This is a genomic window from Cognatundibacterium luofuense, from assembly GCF_018139685.1.
GTDB classification, from domain to species: Bacteria; Pseudomonadota; Gammaproteobacteria; order Burkholderiales; family Burkholderiaceae_D; genus Undibacterium; species Undibacterium luofuense.
This window is the reverse complement of sequence record NZ_JAGSPN010000001.1, coordinates 177,405-195,187: the sequence shown is the minus strand read 5'-3', so window position 1 is coordinate 195,187 and position 17,783 is coordinate 177,405. Positions and strand designations below refer to the sequence as shown.

The window sequence follows — 17,783 nt, the reverse complement described above, 5'->3', positions numbered from 1 at the left end:
TCCAAAATTTGTGATTTTTGATCGCAAGGAACATGCATTGCGCCCGGTAAGACCCAATTTTGCTCGTCACCTGTAATGAGGTATCAGTTACAGGCGGATTGCGGTGGCTGTGATAGCAGCCATTTTATTGGAATCCGGCATATTTATCGATAGCAGAACGCTATCGGGCGTTGTACAAAACCGAAAGCTGTGCACGTAGCGCCCTGAGGGAGGGATGCCGGACTCCAAAGAGATCAAAGAAAGTTTTCGAAATTACCGCTGCAGCACTTTCCCGACTTCCTTTGAAATCTGCTGAAATTACAGTCTACCCCCGCAGGCTGGCGGGGAAAAATACGGAATTTGAATAGGGCTATCATCAATTCTGATACCCCTCATTTATTGCTTACTATTTAAGCAATTGCGATATCTGAGAGTAAATCAGCAGTCTGCGCCCTGAACCATGTACCCTGACATCTGAAAAATGGTAATCCTCAGGACGCTGGCTGCGATTGATCGTGATTACTAACCGGCAATCGTATGCAAGCCAGCAAACCACCGCCCGGCGCATTCTGCAATATCAGTTGTCCGTGATGTGCCTGCACAATGTCGCGTGCAATGCCGAGACCCAAGCCCATACCGGACTGATTGCTCTGCCGTCCGTGCTCTAAGCGCACATAAGGATCAAATAAGGTAGCCAGTGCCTGTTCGGCTACGCCGGGACCATGATCACGGATCATAATATCAACATAAGACTCTGTCTGTTGCACAGCGATACCGACATCTTTGCCATAATGCAGCGCGTTATTCAGCAGATTACTGATCGCCCGCTTTAACGCCAGCGGTTTAGCAACTACGGAGATACCGCTCGGTTCAAATGCGATTGCGTGCCCGCTCAGTTTGACATCTCTGACCATGCGCCCGATCAGCGCATCAAGGCGAATCGCGGTCGGATTTTCATGGATATCACTGTCTTTCACACATTGCAGCGCACCCTTCACCATCATATCGAGTTCATCCAGATCATCATGAAACTCGCTGCGGGTGGCATCGTCATCCAGTAATTCCGTCCGCAATTTCAGACGCATGATCGGCGTTCGCAAGTCATGTGAGATCGACACAAACAAGCGCTCGCGGTCTTCGATATAACGCTGTATGCGATCACGCATCAGCGCAAAAGCCCGTGCTGTATTCAGAAATTCTTTACTACCGGTATCGGGCAAAGCAGGAACGCTGTCACCCTGACCGAAAGCATCTGCTGCTGACGACAATGCCGCCAGCGGACGGGTAATCCAGCGCACAACCAACAGCGACAACACAAACACTGCCAGCAGTGTCAGCACTTGCAAGATGACGCGATCACCGGAGAACGGATCGCTGCCATTCAGAAAATACGGGTTAGGCATCAGCGTCGCCAGATACAGCCAGTTACCGCTTTCCAGTTCAGCCTGTATCACCATGACCGGTGCTGGTTTAGGCCGTGTCACCAGAATATGCTCGACCCACTTATCCGGTACATCGCTGATACCGGTACCGTCATTGGAAAAACGCAGATCCTGCGGCCAGGCGAAGCCGACCTGCACCTGCCGAATTGCCGGTAATTCATGCTGTATGACCTTGTGTACCTGTTGCACCGCCAGCACCGATAATTCCTGATCAGCAAACGGCGTCATGCTGACCGGGCCATCGGTCAGATTCGCAAAAAACCGTGTGCCGCCCATTTCGCGGAATTGCTGTATTACAAGACCACGGTAATTGACCGGTAAACTCAGAAAATAGCGCAGACTGCTGGCTGCACTGTGACCCAGATGGTCTGCAGCAGTACGCACTTCAGCACGTGCTTCCTTGCGCATCTGGGCTGCCCAGATCGCATTACCGGCAAACTGTACCAGCATCACACCGGCCAGCATCACCAGACTCAGACGCCCCAGCAGTGACTGCGGCATCCATTGCGCCAGTCTGCGCTGCAAGCGCGATACCGGCGTATCCGCGCCGTTCTGGCTTTCATGCTGACTCATGCAGCGCCGCCTGAACTGACATCCGCTGAAAATACATAACCGGCACCGCGCACTGTTTTAATCAGTTGCGGCTGTTTGCCATCATCATGCAAACGCAAACGCAAGCGACTGATCTGCACATCCAGTGAACGGTCCAGCGGGCCGGAATCGCGACCGCGCGTTTCCTCGCTGAGCACATTGCGATCCAGAATATCACCCGGATGTTCAACGAAATACTTGAGTAACTGAAAATCCATACCGGTCAGCGCAATCAACTCGCCGTCGGCATCCACCACGGAACGTTCGACGGTATCCATCGTGAATCCGGCAAAGCGATAATAACGCGGCGCACCTGCGCTCTCGGTTCCTACGCGCCGGTGAATAGCCTTAATGCGGGCCAGCAGTTCACGCGGATTATATGGCTTAGCGATGTAATCATCTGCCCCTAACTCAAGCCCGACAATACGATCCGTATCATCCGAACTTGCCGTCAGCATGATGATAGGAATATTCGATTTCTGGCGCACTGTTTTGCATAAGGCAAAGCCGTCCGTATCGGGCAGCATCACATCCAGTATTACCAGCGATAACTCATCGCTGTAGCGCTGAAACTCTGTCAGAAAAGACTCGCCGTTATGGGCGAGTTTGACTTCATACTGATTTTTTTCCAGATAAGTTTTTAACAAACTACGGGTTTTCTGGTCATCATCAACGATTAGTATCTTGCGCATCATTGCCTGCTCTATTTTTCGGAAGGGCACGCACCATGGTTGCCATGCGTTTCTGTGCTTCCGCTACGGTCATCTGATCATCCATGAAAAAGCGATGGATTTCACTCATCATCGCATCTCTGGAAATTTCATCGGTTGCCATCCGGTGAGCAAAACTCGGAACCTGTGCAGCAGCACCGCTGGAAAACACTTTCCACGCATCTCTGGCGCAACTGTCCATTTTGCTCAGATCGGGATTTTTCAGCACCGGAATAGAACCCTTTACCTGATTGTATTCCTGTTGCAGTGAAGGTGAGACTACCCACTGCGCGAGTTTTTCCTGTGCGCTGCGTTTACTGCTGTCTTTTGCCAGCATGACCAGCGTATCAATATCATAAATATGATAAGGTGTAGTACCGGGGACTGCAACGCAGGAAAAACCGGCGTCAGTACTCAATCCTAATGCATTCAGCTCACCCTTGACCCAGTCTCCCATAATCAGCATACCGGCCTGCCCATCGGCTAACTGACGGCTCAGATCCATCCATAACTTATCGGACACTGGGTTCGGCATCGCTTTTTTCAGCAAGCGCAAGCGTTTTAAAGCCTGGGCGAACCGTGCATCCATAATTGCCGACGGTTGCTTGCGCACAAATACATCCTGATAAAACGCAGGGCTGGAGACTGACAGCAAAACCGTTTCGAACAGCGTTGCCACCTGCCAGATTTCGCTGCTTTGGGCCAGCGGCGTAATTCCGGCCTGCTGTAATTTACGCACAACCTGATCGAATTCATCCCAGGTCGATGGCGGCTCAATTTCCAGTTTACTGAAAATTTTCTTATTATAAAAAAGTGTATTAATTCTGTGCACACCGAGCGGCGCTGCAATAACATGATTTTTTGCCTGTATCAGATTCCAGACTCTGGGAAACAGATTTTTTTCCCATTTACCGGCATGCGCCACATTATCAATATCCAGCAGCAAACCGAGCTCTGCCCATTCGGATAACAATACGCCGTTCAGTTGCGCCGCTTCCGGCGCATTTCCGGCAAGAATGCGGCTTTTGAGTACGATACTGGCGCCGACACCGGAGCCACTCGGCACCAGTCCGTCACGCCATTGCAGATTATCCTGCGCCAGCTTTGTGGTCAGAAGATTGACTGCCTGTTGCTCGCTGAGGGATTTCCACCAGTGCAAAACCTGCACTGACTGCGCCTGTACTGCTGAACCGCTGATTGTCAGCAGACATGGTATGAACAGCCGGAACCACTTATTGCCGTGGCGTTGCTGCATACGTGTACCTTCCTCCGCGGGCAAGAAATCTTGTTGTTCTGTTTGCACCGTTCGGATCCTTCTTTGTCTCGGCACAAACTATAGCGCAAACCCGTCAGCTTACCGAGGTAAAAAAGCATAGGTCTTTGTAAAGAAGTGTGAGCCTGTCTTGCGAAGCCTTGCAACGATGATCAATCCGGTTTTTCCTCTGCAGACAAGCCTTTACAGATACAGACCACAATTGCGCTGATCGCTGCTTTGTAAAGTTATGTAAGCACGCGATGTTACGAAATTTTAAATTTCCTATATAAATCAAATACTTAAATCACATCCACTGATTCAGCCACAGTACACTGGTATCACATTGACCCCGCTGTTAATGTCTGCCTGCCACAACAAAACCAGCATGCGGTTCCCCTCAATCCCTGCGTTCCGCATGCTGTGGCACCTCAGAAAACACTCAGATAAAAAAGACGGAGACAACATGAAATACAGCAAACTGCGCGGTATGTCCGCGTTGGTCGCGCTCGCCCTGAGCGCAGGTATGGCACACGCCAGCGATGCAGAAGGTGAATTTCACGGCTACCTGCGCGCCGGTGCAGGCAGCAGCTCGGAAAAAGGTCCGCAAAGCTGTTTCGATCTCGGCGGCAATACCATGAAGTACCGGCTCGGCAATGAATGCGACAGCTACTTTGAAGGCGGTTACACCAAGGAACTGGCAAAGTCCGCCAATGGTGTGAGCTTTGTCGGCACATTCTGGCTGGATGCGTACAAGAACGGTTCTGATTTCGGCAATGCCAAACCTGAAATTGCGAAAGCTTATGTTGAAGCCAAAGGTCTGGATTTTCTGAACGGTGGTGTGGCATGGATTGGTAAGCGCTATTACTTCCGGCCTGATATTCATATGCTGGATCTGCAGTACATCAACCTGAACGGCACCGGTGGTGGTTTCGACAAAATCGGTTTTGGTCCGGGCAAAGCCAGCTATGCGATTTTTAAAGACAACGACAGCAATGTGTTTGATCCGAAAACCGGCAAACAACTGAGCAGCGATGCAGCCCTGCGTCAGAACTTTGCGTATGAAGGTTTGCCCGTCAATCAGGATGGTACGATCGATGCGGCAGTGTCGCTGATCAGCGCACAGGGAACAGACCGTCACAACGGATGGCAATTATCCGTGTTCCACAAACAAGACAAAGTCTTGGGCGGCAGCAATACCTTCGGTATTCAATACGGTGTCGGCCCCGGCACTGGCGTTGGCGGCCCTTGCTGTGGTCGTATCGGCAGTTCCGGCAGCACGCTGCTTGGCTCCGACGTCACACGTCTGCGTATTTTCAATGATCTGGTAATTCAGCCTACCCGCCAGTTCAGTATGGAATTCGTTGCTTTAATGCAGCGTGATAAATCGAATGCAGGCGGTTCTTCCACCTGGACAACGCTGGGTACCCGTCCTGTGTATGCATTCACACAAAACTTCAAACTGCAGGCTGAACTCGGCACCAGCCGCGTGACCCAGCCTAACGGTGGCGAAGCGCTGCGCTTGACCAAACTGACGATCGCACCGACCATCACCATGGGCGAAAGTTACTGGTCACGTCCTGAACTGCGCGCTTTTGTTACTTACGGCAAATGGAATAACGCAGCAACAGCTGCCGTCAACGCCAGCAATAACTCCGGCCCGGTCTATGGCAATAACACCAGCGGCACTTCCGTCGGTATTCAGCTGGAAACCTGGTTCTGATCCGGCACGACACAACTGACAAATATTCAATCTGATCACGCGCCGCCATGCCGGCGCCCTTCATGCACAGAGACGCATCTGACCGTATCGTCAGAATGCGCAATTCAGGAGATACAAACATGAAACTCAAACACATTGCACAAGCGACGCTGACTGCTGCCGGTCTGATGCTGGTTCCGCTGTCCGCCATGGCAACGGAAGTTGAAGTTCTGCATTACTGGACATCCGGTGGCGAAGCAAAATCTGCCGCAGAACTGAAAAAACTGATGGAAGCCAAAGGTGTGAGCTGGAAAGATTTCGCGGTTGCTGGCGGTGGTGGTGAAAACGCCATGACTGCGCTCAAAGCACGTGTAATTGCAGGCAGTGCACCGACAGCGGCGCAAATTAAAGGTCCCTCGATTCAGGAATGGGGCAAAGAAGGCGTGCTGGCCAATATTGATGCAGCGGCTAAGGATGGTAAATGGGATGCGAGCCTGCCGAAGGTTGTATCAGATGTCATGAAATACAAAGGACATTATGTTGCAGTTCCGGTCAATGTGCATCGTGTTAACTGGCTGTGGGTTAATCCGGAAGTACTCAAAAAAGCCGGTGCTACCGCACCGACGAATTTTGATGAATTTTTTGTTGCTGCAGACAAAATCAAAAAAGCAGGCCTGATCGCCATCGCCCACGGTGGCCAGCCCTGGCAGGATGCAACAGTGTTTGAATCTGTGGTTCTGGGTACTGGTGGTGCGGCTTTTTACCAGAAAGCACTGGTACAACTTGACCCTGGCAGTCTGAACAGCCCGACCATGATCAAAGCCTTCGACACACTGGCAAAAATCAAAACGTATATTGATAAAGATGCTGCTGGTCGCGACTGGAATCTGGCAACGGCTATGGTGATCAACGGTAAAGCCGGTATGCAGTTTATGGGCGACTGGGCCAAAGGCGAATTCAGTGCTGCGGGCAAACAACCGGGTAAAGACTATCTGTGCCTGCCAGCACCGGGAACCGAAAAAGCCTTCACCTTCAATATCGATTCTCTGGCGATGTTTAATGTAAAAGGTGCGGATCAGCAAAAAGCACAGCTGACTCTGGCAAATGCGGTCATGAGTCCGGAATTTCAGGAAGTATTCAATCTGAACAAAGGCTCCATTCCGGCCCGTGCCGGAGTGTCACGCGCGAAGTTTGACAGTTGCGCGCTGAAATCCATGGATGACATGGATGCCACCAGCAAATCCGGCGGTCTGGTACCGAGTATGGCACATGGTATGGCGATTGATTCTGCCAAAGCCGGCGCCATTCAGGATGTGGTCGCTCGCTTTATGAACTCGACGATGACATCACAGGCAGCCGTTCAGGCACTGGTCAAAGCCGTTAAAGCGAAATAAGCGACTTGCCTCGCCGCTGAGTACAAACGCGCAGCGGCAGGCAGTATCAGTTCAGGCAGTGGCGCATCATCTTTGCCTGCCACCCGACACAGAAATGTGTATGGCAGGCAGATGCTCCGCTGCAGTCCCGGAGAATTTGCGTATGTCGGTCAGTCTTCCGTCTTCCCCTGTTGCATCCCCCGTCAGCCTGCCACTTACCCGGCGGCTGGTCCATCTTGGTGATCGCTGGTTACCCAGACTGGTGTTATCGCCCACTGTGCTGGCTTCATTACTGTTTGTCTACGGTTTCATTGCTTTGACAGCGTGGCTGTCGCTGACAGAATCCAGACTGATGCCGAATTACGAGTTTGCCGGCCTGGAGCAGTATCAGACCTTATTCGAACTTGACCGCTGGTGGACTTCTGCCGCCAATCTGGGCATTTTCGGTGGCTTGTTCATTCTGATTTGCCTGATTACCGGCCTGTTGCTGGCAGTTTTTCTTGATCAGAAAATCCGCTTTGAAGGCGCACTGCGCGCGATTTATCTGTATCCGATGGCCTTGTCTTTTATCGTGACCGGCGCAGCATGGAAATGGATATTGAATCCCGGACTCGGTCTGGAAAAGATGCTGCATGACTGGGGCTACACCGGTTTTTCTATGGACTGGCTGGTCGATTCCGATATGGCAATTTACACCGTGGTCATTGCAGGCGTCTGGCAGTCATCCGGTTTTGTGATGGCATTATTTCTGGCTGGTCTGCGCGGCGTGGATGACAGCATCATCAAAGCAGCGATGGTGGATGGCGCCAGCCTGCCTGTGATTTACCGCAAGATAGTCATCCCGGCACTGCGTCCGGTGTTTTTCAGCGTCTTACTGGTGCTCAGTCATATCGCGATTAAAAGTTTCGATCTGGTGATGGCACTGACAGCCGGTGGCCCCGGCACCTCATCAGATGTCCCCGCCATTTTTATGTACCAGTTTTCGTTCACTCGCGGGCAACTGGGTCTGGGAGCTGCATCGGCCATGATGATGCTGATGACAGTGCTGGCGGTACTGGTACCACTGATCTATCTGGAAACAAAGGAGGCCAGCCGTGCGCGCTGAATCTCAGGGCCGTATCGGCCGTCTGTTTATCTATACCCTGCTGTTCCTGTGCGCTTTGTATTACCTCGCGCCTTTGTACGTCATGCTGACCACGTCAGTGAAAACACTGGATGAAATCCGCAGCAGCAATCTGCTGGACTTACCACATCAGATCAGCCTGCAAGCCTGGCAAAAAGCCTGGAGCGGAGCTTGTACCGGTGTCAGTTGTGAAGGACTGGCGCCGTACTTCTGGAACTCAGTCAGGATCACTGTGCCTGCGGTACTGATTTCCACAATGATCGGTTCCGTCAACGGCTATGTACTCGCGCACTGGAAATTCCGTGGTTCCGAAATCGTTTTTACTGCACTGATGGTCGGCTGTTTTATTCCTTTTCAGGTCGTGATACTGCCGATGGCACGCTTACTCGGACTGGCAGGTTTGTCGAATACAACGACTGGCCTCGTCATGGTGCATATCGTGTACGGCGTAGCATTTACAACGCTGTTTTTCCGTAATTACTACGTCAGCGTACCGGATGAACTGGTGAAAGCAGCACGTATAGACGGTGCAGGCTTTTTCCGTATTTACCGCAGCGTGATTCTTCCTTTGTCGCTACCGATTTTCATGGTCTGCTTCATCTGGCAGTTCACCCAGATCTGGAATGACTTCCTGTTCGGCGTGGTGTTCGGCGGTACCGATGCGCAGCCGGTCACGGTAGCGCTGAATAATCTGGTGAATACCTCCACCGGAGTGACTGAATACAACGTGAATATGGCTGCCGCCATCATTGCCGCATTGCCGACGCTGGGGCTGTATCTGGTAGCCGGGAAATACTTTGTACGCGGCCTGACTGCCGGTGCGGTCAAAGGATAATCCGCGAAACGGAAACGACGCGGAGATTCAACATAAAGAAATAACAGAAGGAGACTGAATAAATGGCGAGCTTATTGATACGCGATGTGCGTAAGGTGTACCCGAATGGTGCCGAGATTTTAAAAGGTGTGAACCTTCATATTGAAGATGGCCAGTTCCTGATTCTGGTTGGCGGTTCCGGCTGCGGAAAATCCACTTTACTGAATATGATCGCTGGTCTGGAAAACGTATCTGAAGGTGGTATTTATATCGGTGATCGCTGTGTCAATGATGTGCCACCGAAGTCGCGTGATATTGCAATGGTGTTTCAATCGTATGCTTTATATCCGACCATGACCGTACGCGAAAATATTTGCTTCGGACTCGGAATACGCCGCGTTGCAGTGGCAGAGCAAAAAAAGATTGTTGACCGCGTAGCGGAAACACTGCAAATCAGTCATTTACTGGATCGTAAGCCTGCGCACTTGTCCGGTGGACAGCGTCAACGGGTTGCGATGGGACGCGCGATTGCACGCAACCCGTCCTTATTCTTATTTGACGAACCCTTATCGAATCTGGATGCGAAACTGCGTGTGGAAATGCGCGCGGAAATCAAACTCATGCACCAGCGCCTGAAAACCACCACTGTGTACGTCACCCATGATCAGGTGGAAGCGATGACGCTGGGCGACAAAATCGCGGTGATGCGCGACGGCGTGGTACAACAATTCGGCAGCCCGCAGGAAATTTATGATCGTCCGGCCAATATGTTTGTTGCTGGCTTTATCGGTTCGCCCTCGATGAATTTTATCCGTGGCAAAGTACGTCAGGAACAACAGCAATTGCAATTTGTGCTTGAGCATCAGAACAGCACCACTTTATTGCCGATACCCGCTGCACAGGCTGATGCGATTCGCCGTCTTGCACCGGCAAACGGTGAAGTCGTGCTCGGCATACGACCGGAACATGTTACCGATGCTGCCAGCGCAAGACGGGCTGAACACAGTGATGCGCATCACCCTACCGAAGTGGATTGCATCGTTGACCTGACCGAACCAACCGGGCCGGATACGCTGGTATTTTCCAGCTTCAATGCAACCCGCCTGACTTGCCGGACCCATCCGCGTGCCGCCGCCAGACCCGGTCAGCCTATGCGGCTCGCTTTCGACTTATCCAAATCTGTATTCTTCGATCCGGCATCGGAACAAAGTCTGCAATAAACGGAGCATCAGATGTCCGATTCCTACGCTATTTCTCCCGCCTGTCCTTTGCTGCTGGCGGATATTGGCGGCACCAATGCCCGTTTTGCGATTGAAACTGCGCCCGGCCAGTTAAGTGCTGTGAAAGTTCTGCCCTGCGCCGCCTACGCCAGTCTGGAAGCAGCAATGCAGCACTATCTGCAGGATGAAGCCAGCCTTGCTGCCGGTGCGCAGGAAGTGCGGCATGCCGGCATTGCGATTGCCAATCCTGTTCATGGTGATCAGATCCGTATGACCAATCACCACTGGGAATTTTCGGTCAGTGCTGTCCGCGCACATTTCGGGCTGGAACGTTTGCATGTTGTGAATGACTTTACGGCGCTGGCACTTTCATTACCGCACTTGCAAGCCCATCAGTATTTTCAGGTGGGTGGCCATCAGCCACTGGCTGACAGCGCAATTGGTTTACTTGGCGCAGGTACCGGACTCGGTGTCTCTGGCCTGATTCCCTGCGGCGAACGCTGGTTGCCTTTACACAGTGAAGGCGGACATGCGAGCTTTACACCAGGCAATGCAAAGGAAGCGGCGATCCTTGATGTTGTCTGGAGCGAATTTCCGCATGTATCCGCAGAACGTTTGCTATCCGGCCCCGGCTTATCTCTGATGTACCGCGCACTGGCTGAACTGCAGAAAAAGTCCGTTACACCACTGGAACCGCCAGCGATTTTATTACGCGGATTGCAGGGAGAATGTGCAATCTGCACCGAAGTACTTTCTACTTTTTGCGAGATGCTGGGAACCATTGCAGCCAATCTGGCGCTGACACTGGGCGCTCGCAAAGGCATTTATATAGGCGGCGGGATCGTGCCACGGCTTGGTGACTTCTTTCAGCACTCCGGCTTCCGCGCCCGTTTTGAAGACAAAGGCCGCTTTCAGGATTACCTCGCAGCAATACCAGTGTATGTCATTACCGAAGCCTATCCGGCATTGATCGGCTTATCCGCACTACACCGCCAGCAATCTGCGCATTAATTTCGGAATCCGTCCGTATTCAAAAGCAACTCAACTCAGACGTTACCGGAAGCTGCTTTCCGGTAACGCTCTCCCCTCTGTGCACAGAAACTTCAAAAAAAATTTCTGACACCGGAAAAGTCCGGAAACGGTAATTGCGCATGTTTCCGGCTTTCTACCTCAGATTCCCGTCATATCCGGCTACCCCTGACAGTCTTAATCGGAATTTGCATGATGATCCTCATTTTTATTCGTTCTCACCATACCAGTCCTTAATTAGTATATTAAAAATTCAATCTTAGTGATGATTAGAACTCATTTCATCAATACCCGCGAGATGCGTTTGTCTCATAGCGCGGGCTGGCAAGGCGGACAAGGCAGTGAATAGCGGTGCTATTCACAACGCGTCCAACGCTGTCCAGCGTGCGCTATGAGGCAAACCCTCCGGGAACGGAGGTGCCGGGCGCATTGCTTTGTTGCGTCGCTTGCACAGGCACCAGCCTGTGCTGCGCAACGGCGCCGCGCACTGCATCCCGACACCCCGCGTTCGCACTCGTGGCTATTGATGAAATGAGTTCTAAATTTCTTTTTTAACCGGCTGTTACCCTGAGTCTGAAATCATCCATGCGAACCGACACATCAGCCTTCCTGATCTGCTGCCAGCTTGCTCAGCGTGAAGCATCCTGCTTCATGTGTATGTGCGCGTCGTGTTGACGCTGTCACTGATACTCACTCTTCCCCTGCCCGCCGGAAACTGATACTGCTGAATATTCAGCCGGTTCAATGCTATCTGACGTCGCAGCGTTTTCTGAATTTTTTACTTTAATTACTATGTCTGTACATGATCCCGTTCTCCGTCTGATCGGAAACACCCCGCTCGTCCGTCTGACCCGTATTGATACCGGGCCGTGCGAACTGTATGTCAAACTGGAAAGCCAGAATCCCGGCGGCTCCATCAAAGACCGTATCGCGCTGGCGATGATTGAGGCTGCTGAAGCATCCGGCCAGCTGCAACCGGGCGGCACGATTATTGAAGCCACTGCCGGTAATACCGGTCTGGGTCTGGCGCTGGTTGCGGTACGTAAAGGCTATCGCCTGCAACTGGTGGTGCCGGACAAAATGAGTACCGAAAAAATCCAGCAACTGAAAGCCATGGGTGCAGAAGTGATTCTGACCCGCTCGGACGTGGAAAAAGGCGATCCGGCCTACTATCAGGATCTGGCAAAGCGGCTGGCCGATGAAACACCCGGCGCTTTCTATATTGATCAGTTCAGCAATCCAGCCAATCCGCAGGCCCATGTGGAAACCACAGGCCCGGAAATCTGGGAGCAAATGGAACAGCGGCTGGATGCGATTGTCACCGGTGTCGGTTCCTGCGGCACACTGACCGGCCTCAGCCGATATTTTGCAGCGACTGCTCCGGAAGTCGGCTTTGTGCTGGCCGATCCGCAAGGCTCTATTCTGGCAGATTACATTCAAACCGGACGCTTCGGTAAAGCCGGCAGCTGGCGCGTGGAAGGTATCGGTGAAGATTTCATTCCACCGATGGCAGACTTTTCATCGGTACGTGAAGCTTACAGCATCAGTGATGAAGAAAGTATCCACACCGCACGCGCCTTGCTGGAACAGGAAGGCATACTCGCCGGCTCGTCCAGCGGCACGCTAGTAGCTGCTGCACTGCGTTTCTGCCGTGCGCAGAAAACACCAAAGCGCGTCGTGACCTTTATTTGCGACAGCGGAAATAAATATCTTTCTAAACAGTTTAATGATAACTGGTTGACCGATCAGGGTTTGCGCCCTCGGGTTCGTCATCACGATTTGCGTGACCTGATTATGCGCTCTCATGCCGATGGTGAAACCATCACGGCGCGTCCATCCGAATCACTGGCCGATGTGTATCGCAAAATGCGCAGACACGATATTTCGCAGTTACCGGTGATCGAAGGTAAAGACACACTGGTCGGCGTGATTGATGAGTGGGACGTACTGAACGCAGTACGGGTCAGCCACGCACAGTTCGCACAACCTGTACGCAGCGTCATGACGACCGATTTGCTGACGCTGGCACCGGATGATTCGCTGGAAGATCTGCTCAGCCTGTTCCGCAAAGACAAAACCGCTCCGGTCGTCCAAAACGGCCGTTTTCTGGGTCTGATTACCCAAACTGACGTACTGAATTACTGGCAACGCCAGAACTGAGGAGAAATCATGCAACACCGCGATACCCTGTTTGTTCATGCTGGCTATACACCGGACGCCACCGGTGCTGTGATGCCACCGATTTATCTGAGCTCCACGTTTGTCCAGCCTGCACCGGGCGAACACACCGGCTACGAATATGGCCGCAGTGGCAATCCTAGTCGTGCAGCTTTAGAAAAAGCACTGGCAGAACTGGAAGGCGGCCATACCGGACTGGCATTTGCGTCCGGTCTCGGTGCGATGACGACAGTACTGGAATTACTGGAAGCCGGCAGCGAAGTGGTCGCCATTGACGATTTATATGGTGGTGCCTGGCGCTTGTTTGAGCAGGTTAAAAAACGCAGCAGTAATCTGAATGTGCGCTATGCCGCACCGGATGATCTGGATGCGATTAAACAAGCCATCACACCGGCAACCCGTCTGGTCTGGCTGGAAATACCGACCAATCCTTTACTGAAACTGCCGGACATTGCAGAGATCGCCCGTATTGCCCGTGAAAACGGCGCGCTGACACTGGTGGACGCAACCTTCTCGACACCGGCGCTGTTGCGTCCGTTTGAATGGGGTGCGGACATTGTGCTGCACTCGCTGACCAAATATCTGAATGGTCACTCCGATGTGATCGGCGGCGCACTGATCGTTAAAGATGCGGCGCTCGGTGACAAACTGCGCTGGCTGCAAAATGCGGTCGGTGCTGTGTTATCGCCGTTCGACAGCTTTCTGGCATTGCGCGGCCTGCGCACACTGGGTCTGCGCATGCAGCGTCACAGTGAAAGCGCGCTGCATATCGCGGGCTGGCTGGCAGAACAGCCGGAAATTGAAAATGTAATTTATCCGGGCCATCCTTCCCATCCTCAGCATGCACTGGCGAAAAAATATCTGCCGGATGGCAGCGGCGGCGTGTTGTCTGTACGTTTGCGCACTGATGCTGAAGGCGTGAAGCGCTTCACCCAAGCCTTACAGGTATTCACGCTGGCAGAAAGTCTGGGCGGCGTTGAAAGTCTGATTAACCATCCGTGGTCCATGACCCATGCTGCCATTCCGGAAGCATTGCGACGGGAAAAAGGCATCGGCCCGGATTTGCTGCGCTTGTCTGTGGGGATTGAACATCCGGCCGATCTGATCCGCGATCTGGCACAGGCGCTGAAAACGCTGCAAGCGGGATGAGTACCTGCATGCTGCCGTTTATTCAGGCTTTATTGCGCGCACCGGCAGAAGTCGGTGCGGTACTGCCCTCTTCCCGTCATCTGGCGCATGCGATGGCGCAGGTCGCCGCTGCCAGTGACCGCGGAGGCAGTCTGCTGGAAATCGGTGCAGGCAGCGGCGCACTGACGCGCGCACTGGTCGCACGTTTCGGACGTGAACGCTTGCAGGTGGTCGAGTGTTCACCGCCGCTGGCCAGTGTGTTACGTCAGCGTTTTCCGCAACTGACGGTACTGGAGCAGCGTGCAGAGCAGGTACTGACGCATGCGATGCAATGTGCAGATCAGATGCTGGTAGTCTCTTCGCTGCCGTTCAAATCCCTGCCCTTACGACAGGCACGACGGGTGGCGAAAGCGTATCAGGATCTGGTGATGCGTGGCGGCAGCGTGGTGCAGTTCAGTTACGGACGCTTACCACCGTTTCCGCTGTCTTCCGGTGTACCCTTGCGCTGGCAGGCACAATGCCGGGTCTGGCGTAATCTGCCACCGGCAACCGTCTGGCAATTGTGCAGAGTCTGATATTCCTTACAGATGCACCGCCCTAAATCAGGTCAGCAGTTTCACATCCGGCCAGTCGCCGCTGCTGACCAGTTGCCGCGTCACTTCCTGTACCCGCTTTGCCACCGCACGGGCGGCGTTTGTTAACGGAATATTTTTAGAAGAACACAAACTGACTGTGCGACTCAGTTTTGCATCGCTGACCGGCACTGCCACCATTTCACCGCGCAGAATTTCCGGCAGCAACGGCGACACCGGTAAGATGGTTGCGCCCATATCCGCCAGCAGCGCCGACTTCAGAATCGCAATCGACGTGATTTCGATGACTTGCTCCGTCGATTTTCCCTGCTCACGCAATACCTGTTCGATACGCGGACGCACACCATGCTGCAGGCTGGGCAGAATCAGCGGTGCGCGTACAAGCTGGTCCAGCCTGATCGATTTCCGCTTGCAGGCAAATTGCGAACCGGCGCGTGTGACATACATCATGTCTTCTTCCACCAGCGGCTGGGTGTGAAAGCCGGATAACTGGCCGTCGTCAAACAGAATCGCCAGATTCAGACGACCGGAACGTAACTGCTCGGTCAGATTACCGGTCAGTTCTTCGGTCAGCTGAAACGTAATATCCGGGTAGCTTTCGCGTACTGCTTTCAGTAACGGAAACGCCAGCGCTGCCGACACACTCTGCGGAATACCAAGCTCGACCGTGCCGCTCGGCGAATCAGTAATCTGGGTGACGGCGCTGCGCGCATCGCTGATTTGCTTCAGGATAGCCTGAGCATGCTCGTAAAAAATCTTACCGGCTTCAGTCGCCTGCATACCTTGTGCGGAACGGTGCAGTAATTGCGTCCCGAGTTCTTCTTCCAGCGACTGAATTTGCTGCGTCAGTGCCGGTTGCACAATGTGCAGCACGCGCGCTGCCCGTGACAGTGAGCCGTGATCCACAATCGCGACAAAATAACGCAGCTGGCGGATTTCCATACTTATCCCGCAGGCCGCACAGCGCGGCGTTCCACCGATGACGATAAGATCAGCGAAGTCGATGTGACACCGCAGCGTGCCAGTCCGGCAATCACACGTTCCAGTTCACGCACGCTGGTCGCAATCACTTTCACGATCACGCAATCCTCGCCGGTGATCGCATGGCATTCAATCACTTCCGGCATCTGATCGACGATCTGCAGCACCGGCACGTCGCTGGAACGGGTGGCGATGCGCACAAACGCGGTGATGCCATAGCCCAGCGCTTCCGGATTCACGCGCGCATGATAGCCGGTGATGACGCCAGCGCCTTCAAGGCGGCGTATGCGTTCTGCCACGGCGGGCTGGCTCAGGTGAATGCGGCGTCCGATTTCGGCGAGGCTGACACGGGCATCTTCCTGCAAAATATCGAGGATACGGGCATCCATCACGTCAACTTCGATTTTCATGGTAAACCTGCCTTTTTTCATTTTCTTTCAAAGAAATGTACCTGAAATACCGTGATCTATCCATTCAAAACGGCATTTTACTTACGTACACTATCCGTATTCTGTTGCACTTTTTCACCTGCTGATACTACCTGCCATTTATGCGTCATTTACCCCGCAATGTTGTGCTCGCCCTGCTGACGGTCTATATCGTCTGGGGCTCTACCTATTTTGGTATTCAGGTCGCGCTGACCTCGTTTCCGCCGCTGATGATGATAGGCACCCGCTTTGTGGTGGCCGGTGGTTTGTTGTATGCGTGGATGAAATGGCGCGGCGCACCGAATCCGACGCTGCGCGAGTGGCGCGACGGCGGCATCATCGGCGTGCTGATGCTGAGTGGCGGTACGGGTCTGACGGCCTGCGCGGAGCAATATGTATCTTCCGGTCTGACGGCAGTGTTTATTGCTTGTTCGCCGATGATTTTATCCAGCCTGTCCGGCCTGTTCGGTGACTGGCCACGCCGTCAGGAATGGGCAGGCATTCTGGCGGGCTTTGCCGGTGCGGTGTTGCTGGCGTCGGACAGCACGTTCGCAGCCGAACCGGTCGGGCTGATCTTATTGCTGGCAGCGATTCTGTGCTGGGACGTGGGTTCGGTGCTGTCGCAAAAGAAACTGAAAATGGCGAAAGGCGGCATGGGCTTTGCCAGCGAAATGCTGGCCGGTGGTGTGTTTCTGGTGATCGCCAGTCTGATTCGCGGTGAGAGCATGACCGGCCCGGTCACCTGGCAGGCAGTCAGCGCCTGGGTGTATCTGGTGGTCGCCGGTTCGCTGCTGGCGTTCAGCGCGTATATGTATCTGTTATCCAAAGTACCGGCGGGACTGGCCGCCAGTTATGCGTATGTGAATCCGGTGATTGCGGTAGCGCTGGGCGTAAGCTTCGGCGGCGAAACTTTATCCTCGAAAGCCGGTATCGCGATGGCCATCATTCTGGGCAGCGTGATTTTACTGACCACCGCCCGCAAGCCTGCCGCATGACGGTCATGCAACAGACGGTCTGCGCCGAACTGAGCTGAAATCAGCTGAAAATCGGTTTGCATCAGCAAAGCCACAACAGCCAACTGAGCCACCTGCGGGTGGCTTTTGTTTTCTACCTTGTATCTGGCAACGTGATTTTGATTGTGGCTGCGATTGTGATTGTGCAGCGATCGTCATCCGGCATTTCCGGAGAGCCGGACTTTCTGCCGACGACCGCCGGATCGCTGTGCTGAACACCGCATTTG

At 53.3% G+C, this 17,783-nt stretch carries 16 protein-coding genes; 11 read left to right on the top strand and 5 right to left on the bottom strand.

What is annotated here, in order from left to right; all coding sequences use genetic code 11:
• Positions 1–470 precede the first annotated feature (470 nt).
• The 3 genes from KDM89_RS00850 to KDM89_RS00840 are packed head-to-tail and all read right to left on the bottom strand — an operon-like array spanning position 471 to position 3,977.
• A complete protein-coding gene (locus tag KDM89_RS00850; protein ID WP_230427602.1) occupies positions 471–1,994 on the bottom strand; it encodes an ATP-binding protein in 1,524 nt (507 codons plus the stop codon).
• Entirely contained in the window at positions 1,991–2,707 is a 717-nt protein-coding gene (locus KDM89_RS00845) for a response regulator (protein ID WP_212686067.1), read from the bottom strand. Before KDM89_RS00845 ends, KDM89_RS00850 begins: the two co-directional genes overlap by 4 nt.
• The gene (locus KDM89_RS00840; RefSeq protein ID WP_212686066.1) at positions 2,682–3,977 is read right to left on the bottom strand and encodes an ABC transporter substrate-binding protein; all 1,296 of its coding nucleotides are present in this window, start codon (positions 3,975–3,977) and stop codon (positions 2,682–2,684) included. Before KDM89_RS00840 ends, KDM89_RS00845 begins: the two co-directional genes overlap by 26 nt.
• Positions 3,978–4,440: 463 nt before the next feature.
• On the opposite strand from KDM89_RS00840, the gene KDM89_RS00835 reads away from it, so the two are divergent.
• The 9 genes from KDM89_RS00835 (at position 4,441) to KDM89_RS00795 (ending at position 15,116) form a co-directional block, all read left to right on the top strand.
• Complete coding sequence (locus tag KDM89_RS00835) at positions 4,441–5,697, top strand: maltoporin (protein ID WP_212686065.1); 1,257 nt, start codon at positions 4,441–4,443, stop codon at positions 5,695–5,697.
• A gap of 119 nt (positions 5,698–5,816) precedes the next feature.
• Positions 5,817–7,070, top strand: coding sequence for an ABC transporter substrate-binding protein (locus tag KDM89_RS00830; protein ID WP_212686064.1), 1,254 nt, complete (start codon positions 5,817–5,819; stop codon positions 7,068–7,070).
• 142 nt (positions 7,071–7,212) lie between these two features.
• Positions 7,213–8,154, top strand: coding sequence for a carbohydrate ABC transporter permease (locus tag KDM89_RS00825; protein WP_212686063.1), 942 nt, complete (start codon positions 7,213–7,215; stop codon positions 8,152–8,154).
• A complete protein-coding gene (locus tag KDM89_RS00820) occupies positions 8,144–9,007 on the top strand; it encodes a carbohydrate ABC transporter permease (protein WP_438947490.1) in 864 nt (287 codons plus the stop codon). The genes KDM89_RS00825 and KDM89_RS00820 overlap by 11 nt, the downstream gene beginning before the upstream one ends.
• Before the next feature lie 62 nt (positions 9,008–9,069).
• On the top strand, positions 9,070–10,206 hold the full coding sequence (locus KDM89_RS00815; protein ID WP_212686062.1) for an ABC transporter ATP-binding protein: 1,137 nt from the start codon (positions 9,070–9,072) through the stop codon (positions 10,204–10,206).
• A 12-nt stretch (positions 10,207–10,218) separates the two neighbouring features.
• Positions 10,219–11,217: a glucokinase gene (locus KDM89_RS00810; protein ID WP_212686061.1), complete on the top strand. Its 999-nt coding sequence runs from the start codon at positions 10,219–10,221 to the stop codon at positions 11,215–11,217.
• An 810-nt stretch (positions 11,218–12,027) separates the two neighbouring features.
• On the top strand, positions 12,028–13,395 hold the full coding sequence (locus KDM89_RS00805; protein WP_212686060.1) for a pyridoxal-phosphate dependent enzyme: 1,368 nt from the start codon (positions 12,028–12,030) through the stop codon (positions 13,393–13,395).
• A gap of 9 nt (positions 13,396–13,404) precedes the next feature.
• Complete coding sequence (locus tag KDM89_RS00800; protein ID WP_212686059.1) at positions 13,405–14,562, top strand: trans-sulfuration enzyme family protein; 1,158 nt, start codon at positions 13,405–13,407, stop codon at positions 14,560–14,562.
• Complete coding sequence (locus KDM89_RS00795) at positions 14,559–15,116, top strand: class I SAM-dependent methyltransferase (protein WP_212686058.1); 558 nt, start codon at positions 14,559–14,561, stop codon at positions 15,114–15,116. The genes KDM89_RS00800 and KDM89_RS00795 overlap by 4 nt, the downstream gene beginning before the upstream one ends.
• A gap of 27 nt (positions 15,117–15,143) precedes the next feature.
• Here KDM89_RS00795 and KDM89_RS00790 read toward each other — a convergent pair whose 3' ends face one another.
• Together KDM89_RS00790 and KDM89_RS00785 are read right to left on the bottom strand one after the other, a co-directional pair.
• Positions 15,144–16,076, bottom strand: a complete 933-nt coding sequence (locus KDM89_RS00790) for a LysR substrate-binding domain-containing protein (RefSeq protein ID WP_212686057.1) — start codon at positions 16,074–16,076, stop codon at positions 15,144–15,146.
• Positions 16,077–16,078: 2 nt separating this feature from the next.
• On the bottom strand, positions 16,079–16,525 hold the full coding sequence (locus tag KDM89_RS00785) for an Lrp/AsnC family transcriptional regulator (protein ID WP_212686056.1): 447 nt from the start codon (positions 16,523–16,525) through the stop codon (positions 16,079–16,081).
• Positions 16,526–16,665: 140 nt separating this feature from the next.
• Here KDM89_RS00785 and yedA point away from each other — a divergent pair, with 140 nt between their 5' ends.
• Both yedA and KDM89_RS00775 read left to right on the top strand, forming a co-directional pair.
• Positions 16,666–17,538 (top strand): drug/metabolite exporter YedA, encoded by an 873-nt coding sequence (yedA, locus tag KDM89_RS00780; protein WP_212686055.1) that lies wholly within the window; start codon positions 16,666–16,668, stop codon positions 17,536–17,538.
• 56 nt (positions 17,539–17,594) lie between these two features.
• Positions 17,595–17,771, top strand: coding sequence for a hypothetical protein (locus tag KDM89_RS00775; RefSeq protein ID WP_212686054.1), 177 nt, complete (start codon positions 17,595–17,597; stop codon positions 17,769–17,771).
• Positions 17,772–17,783: the final 12 nt, after the last annotated feature.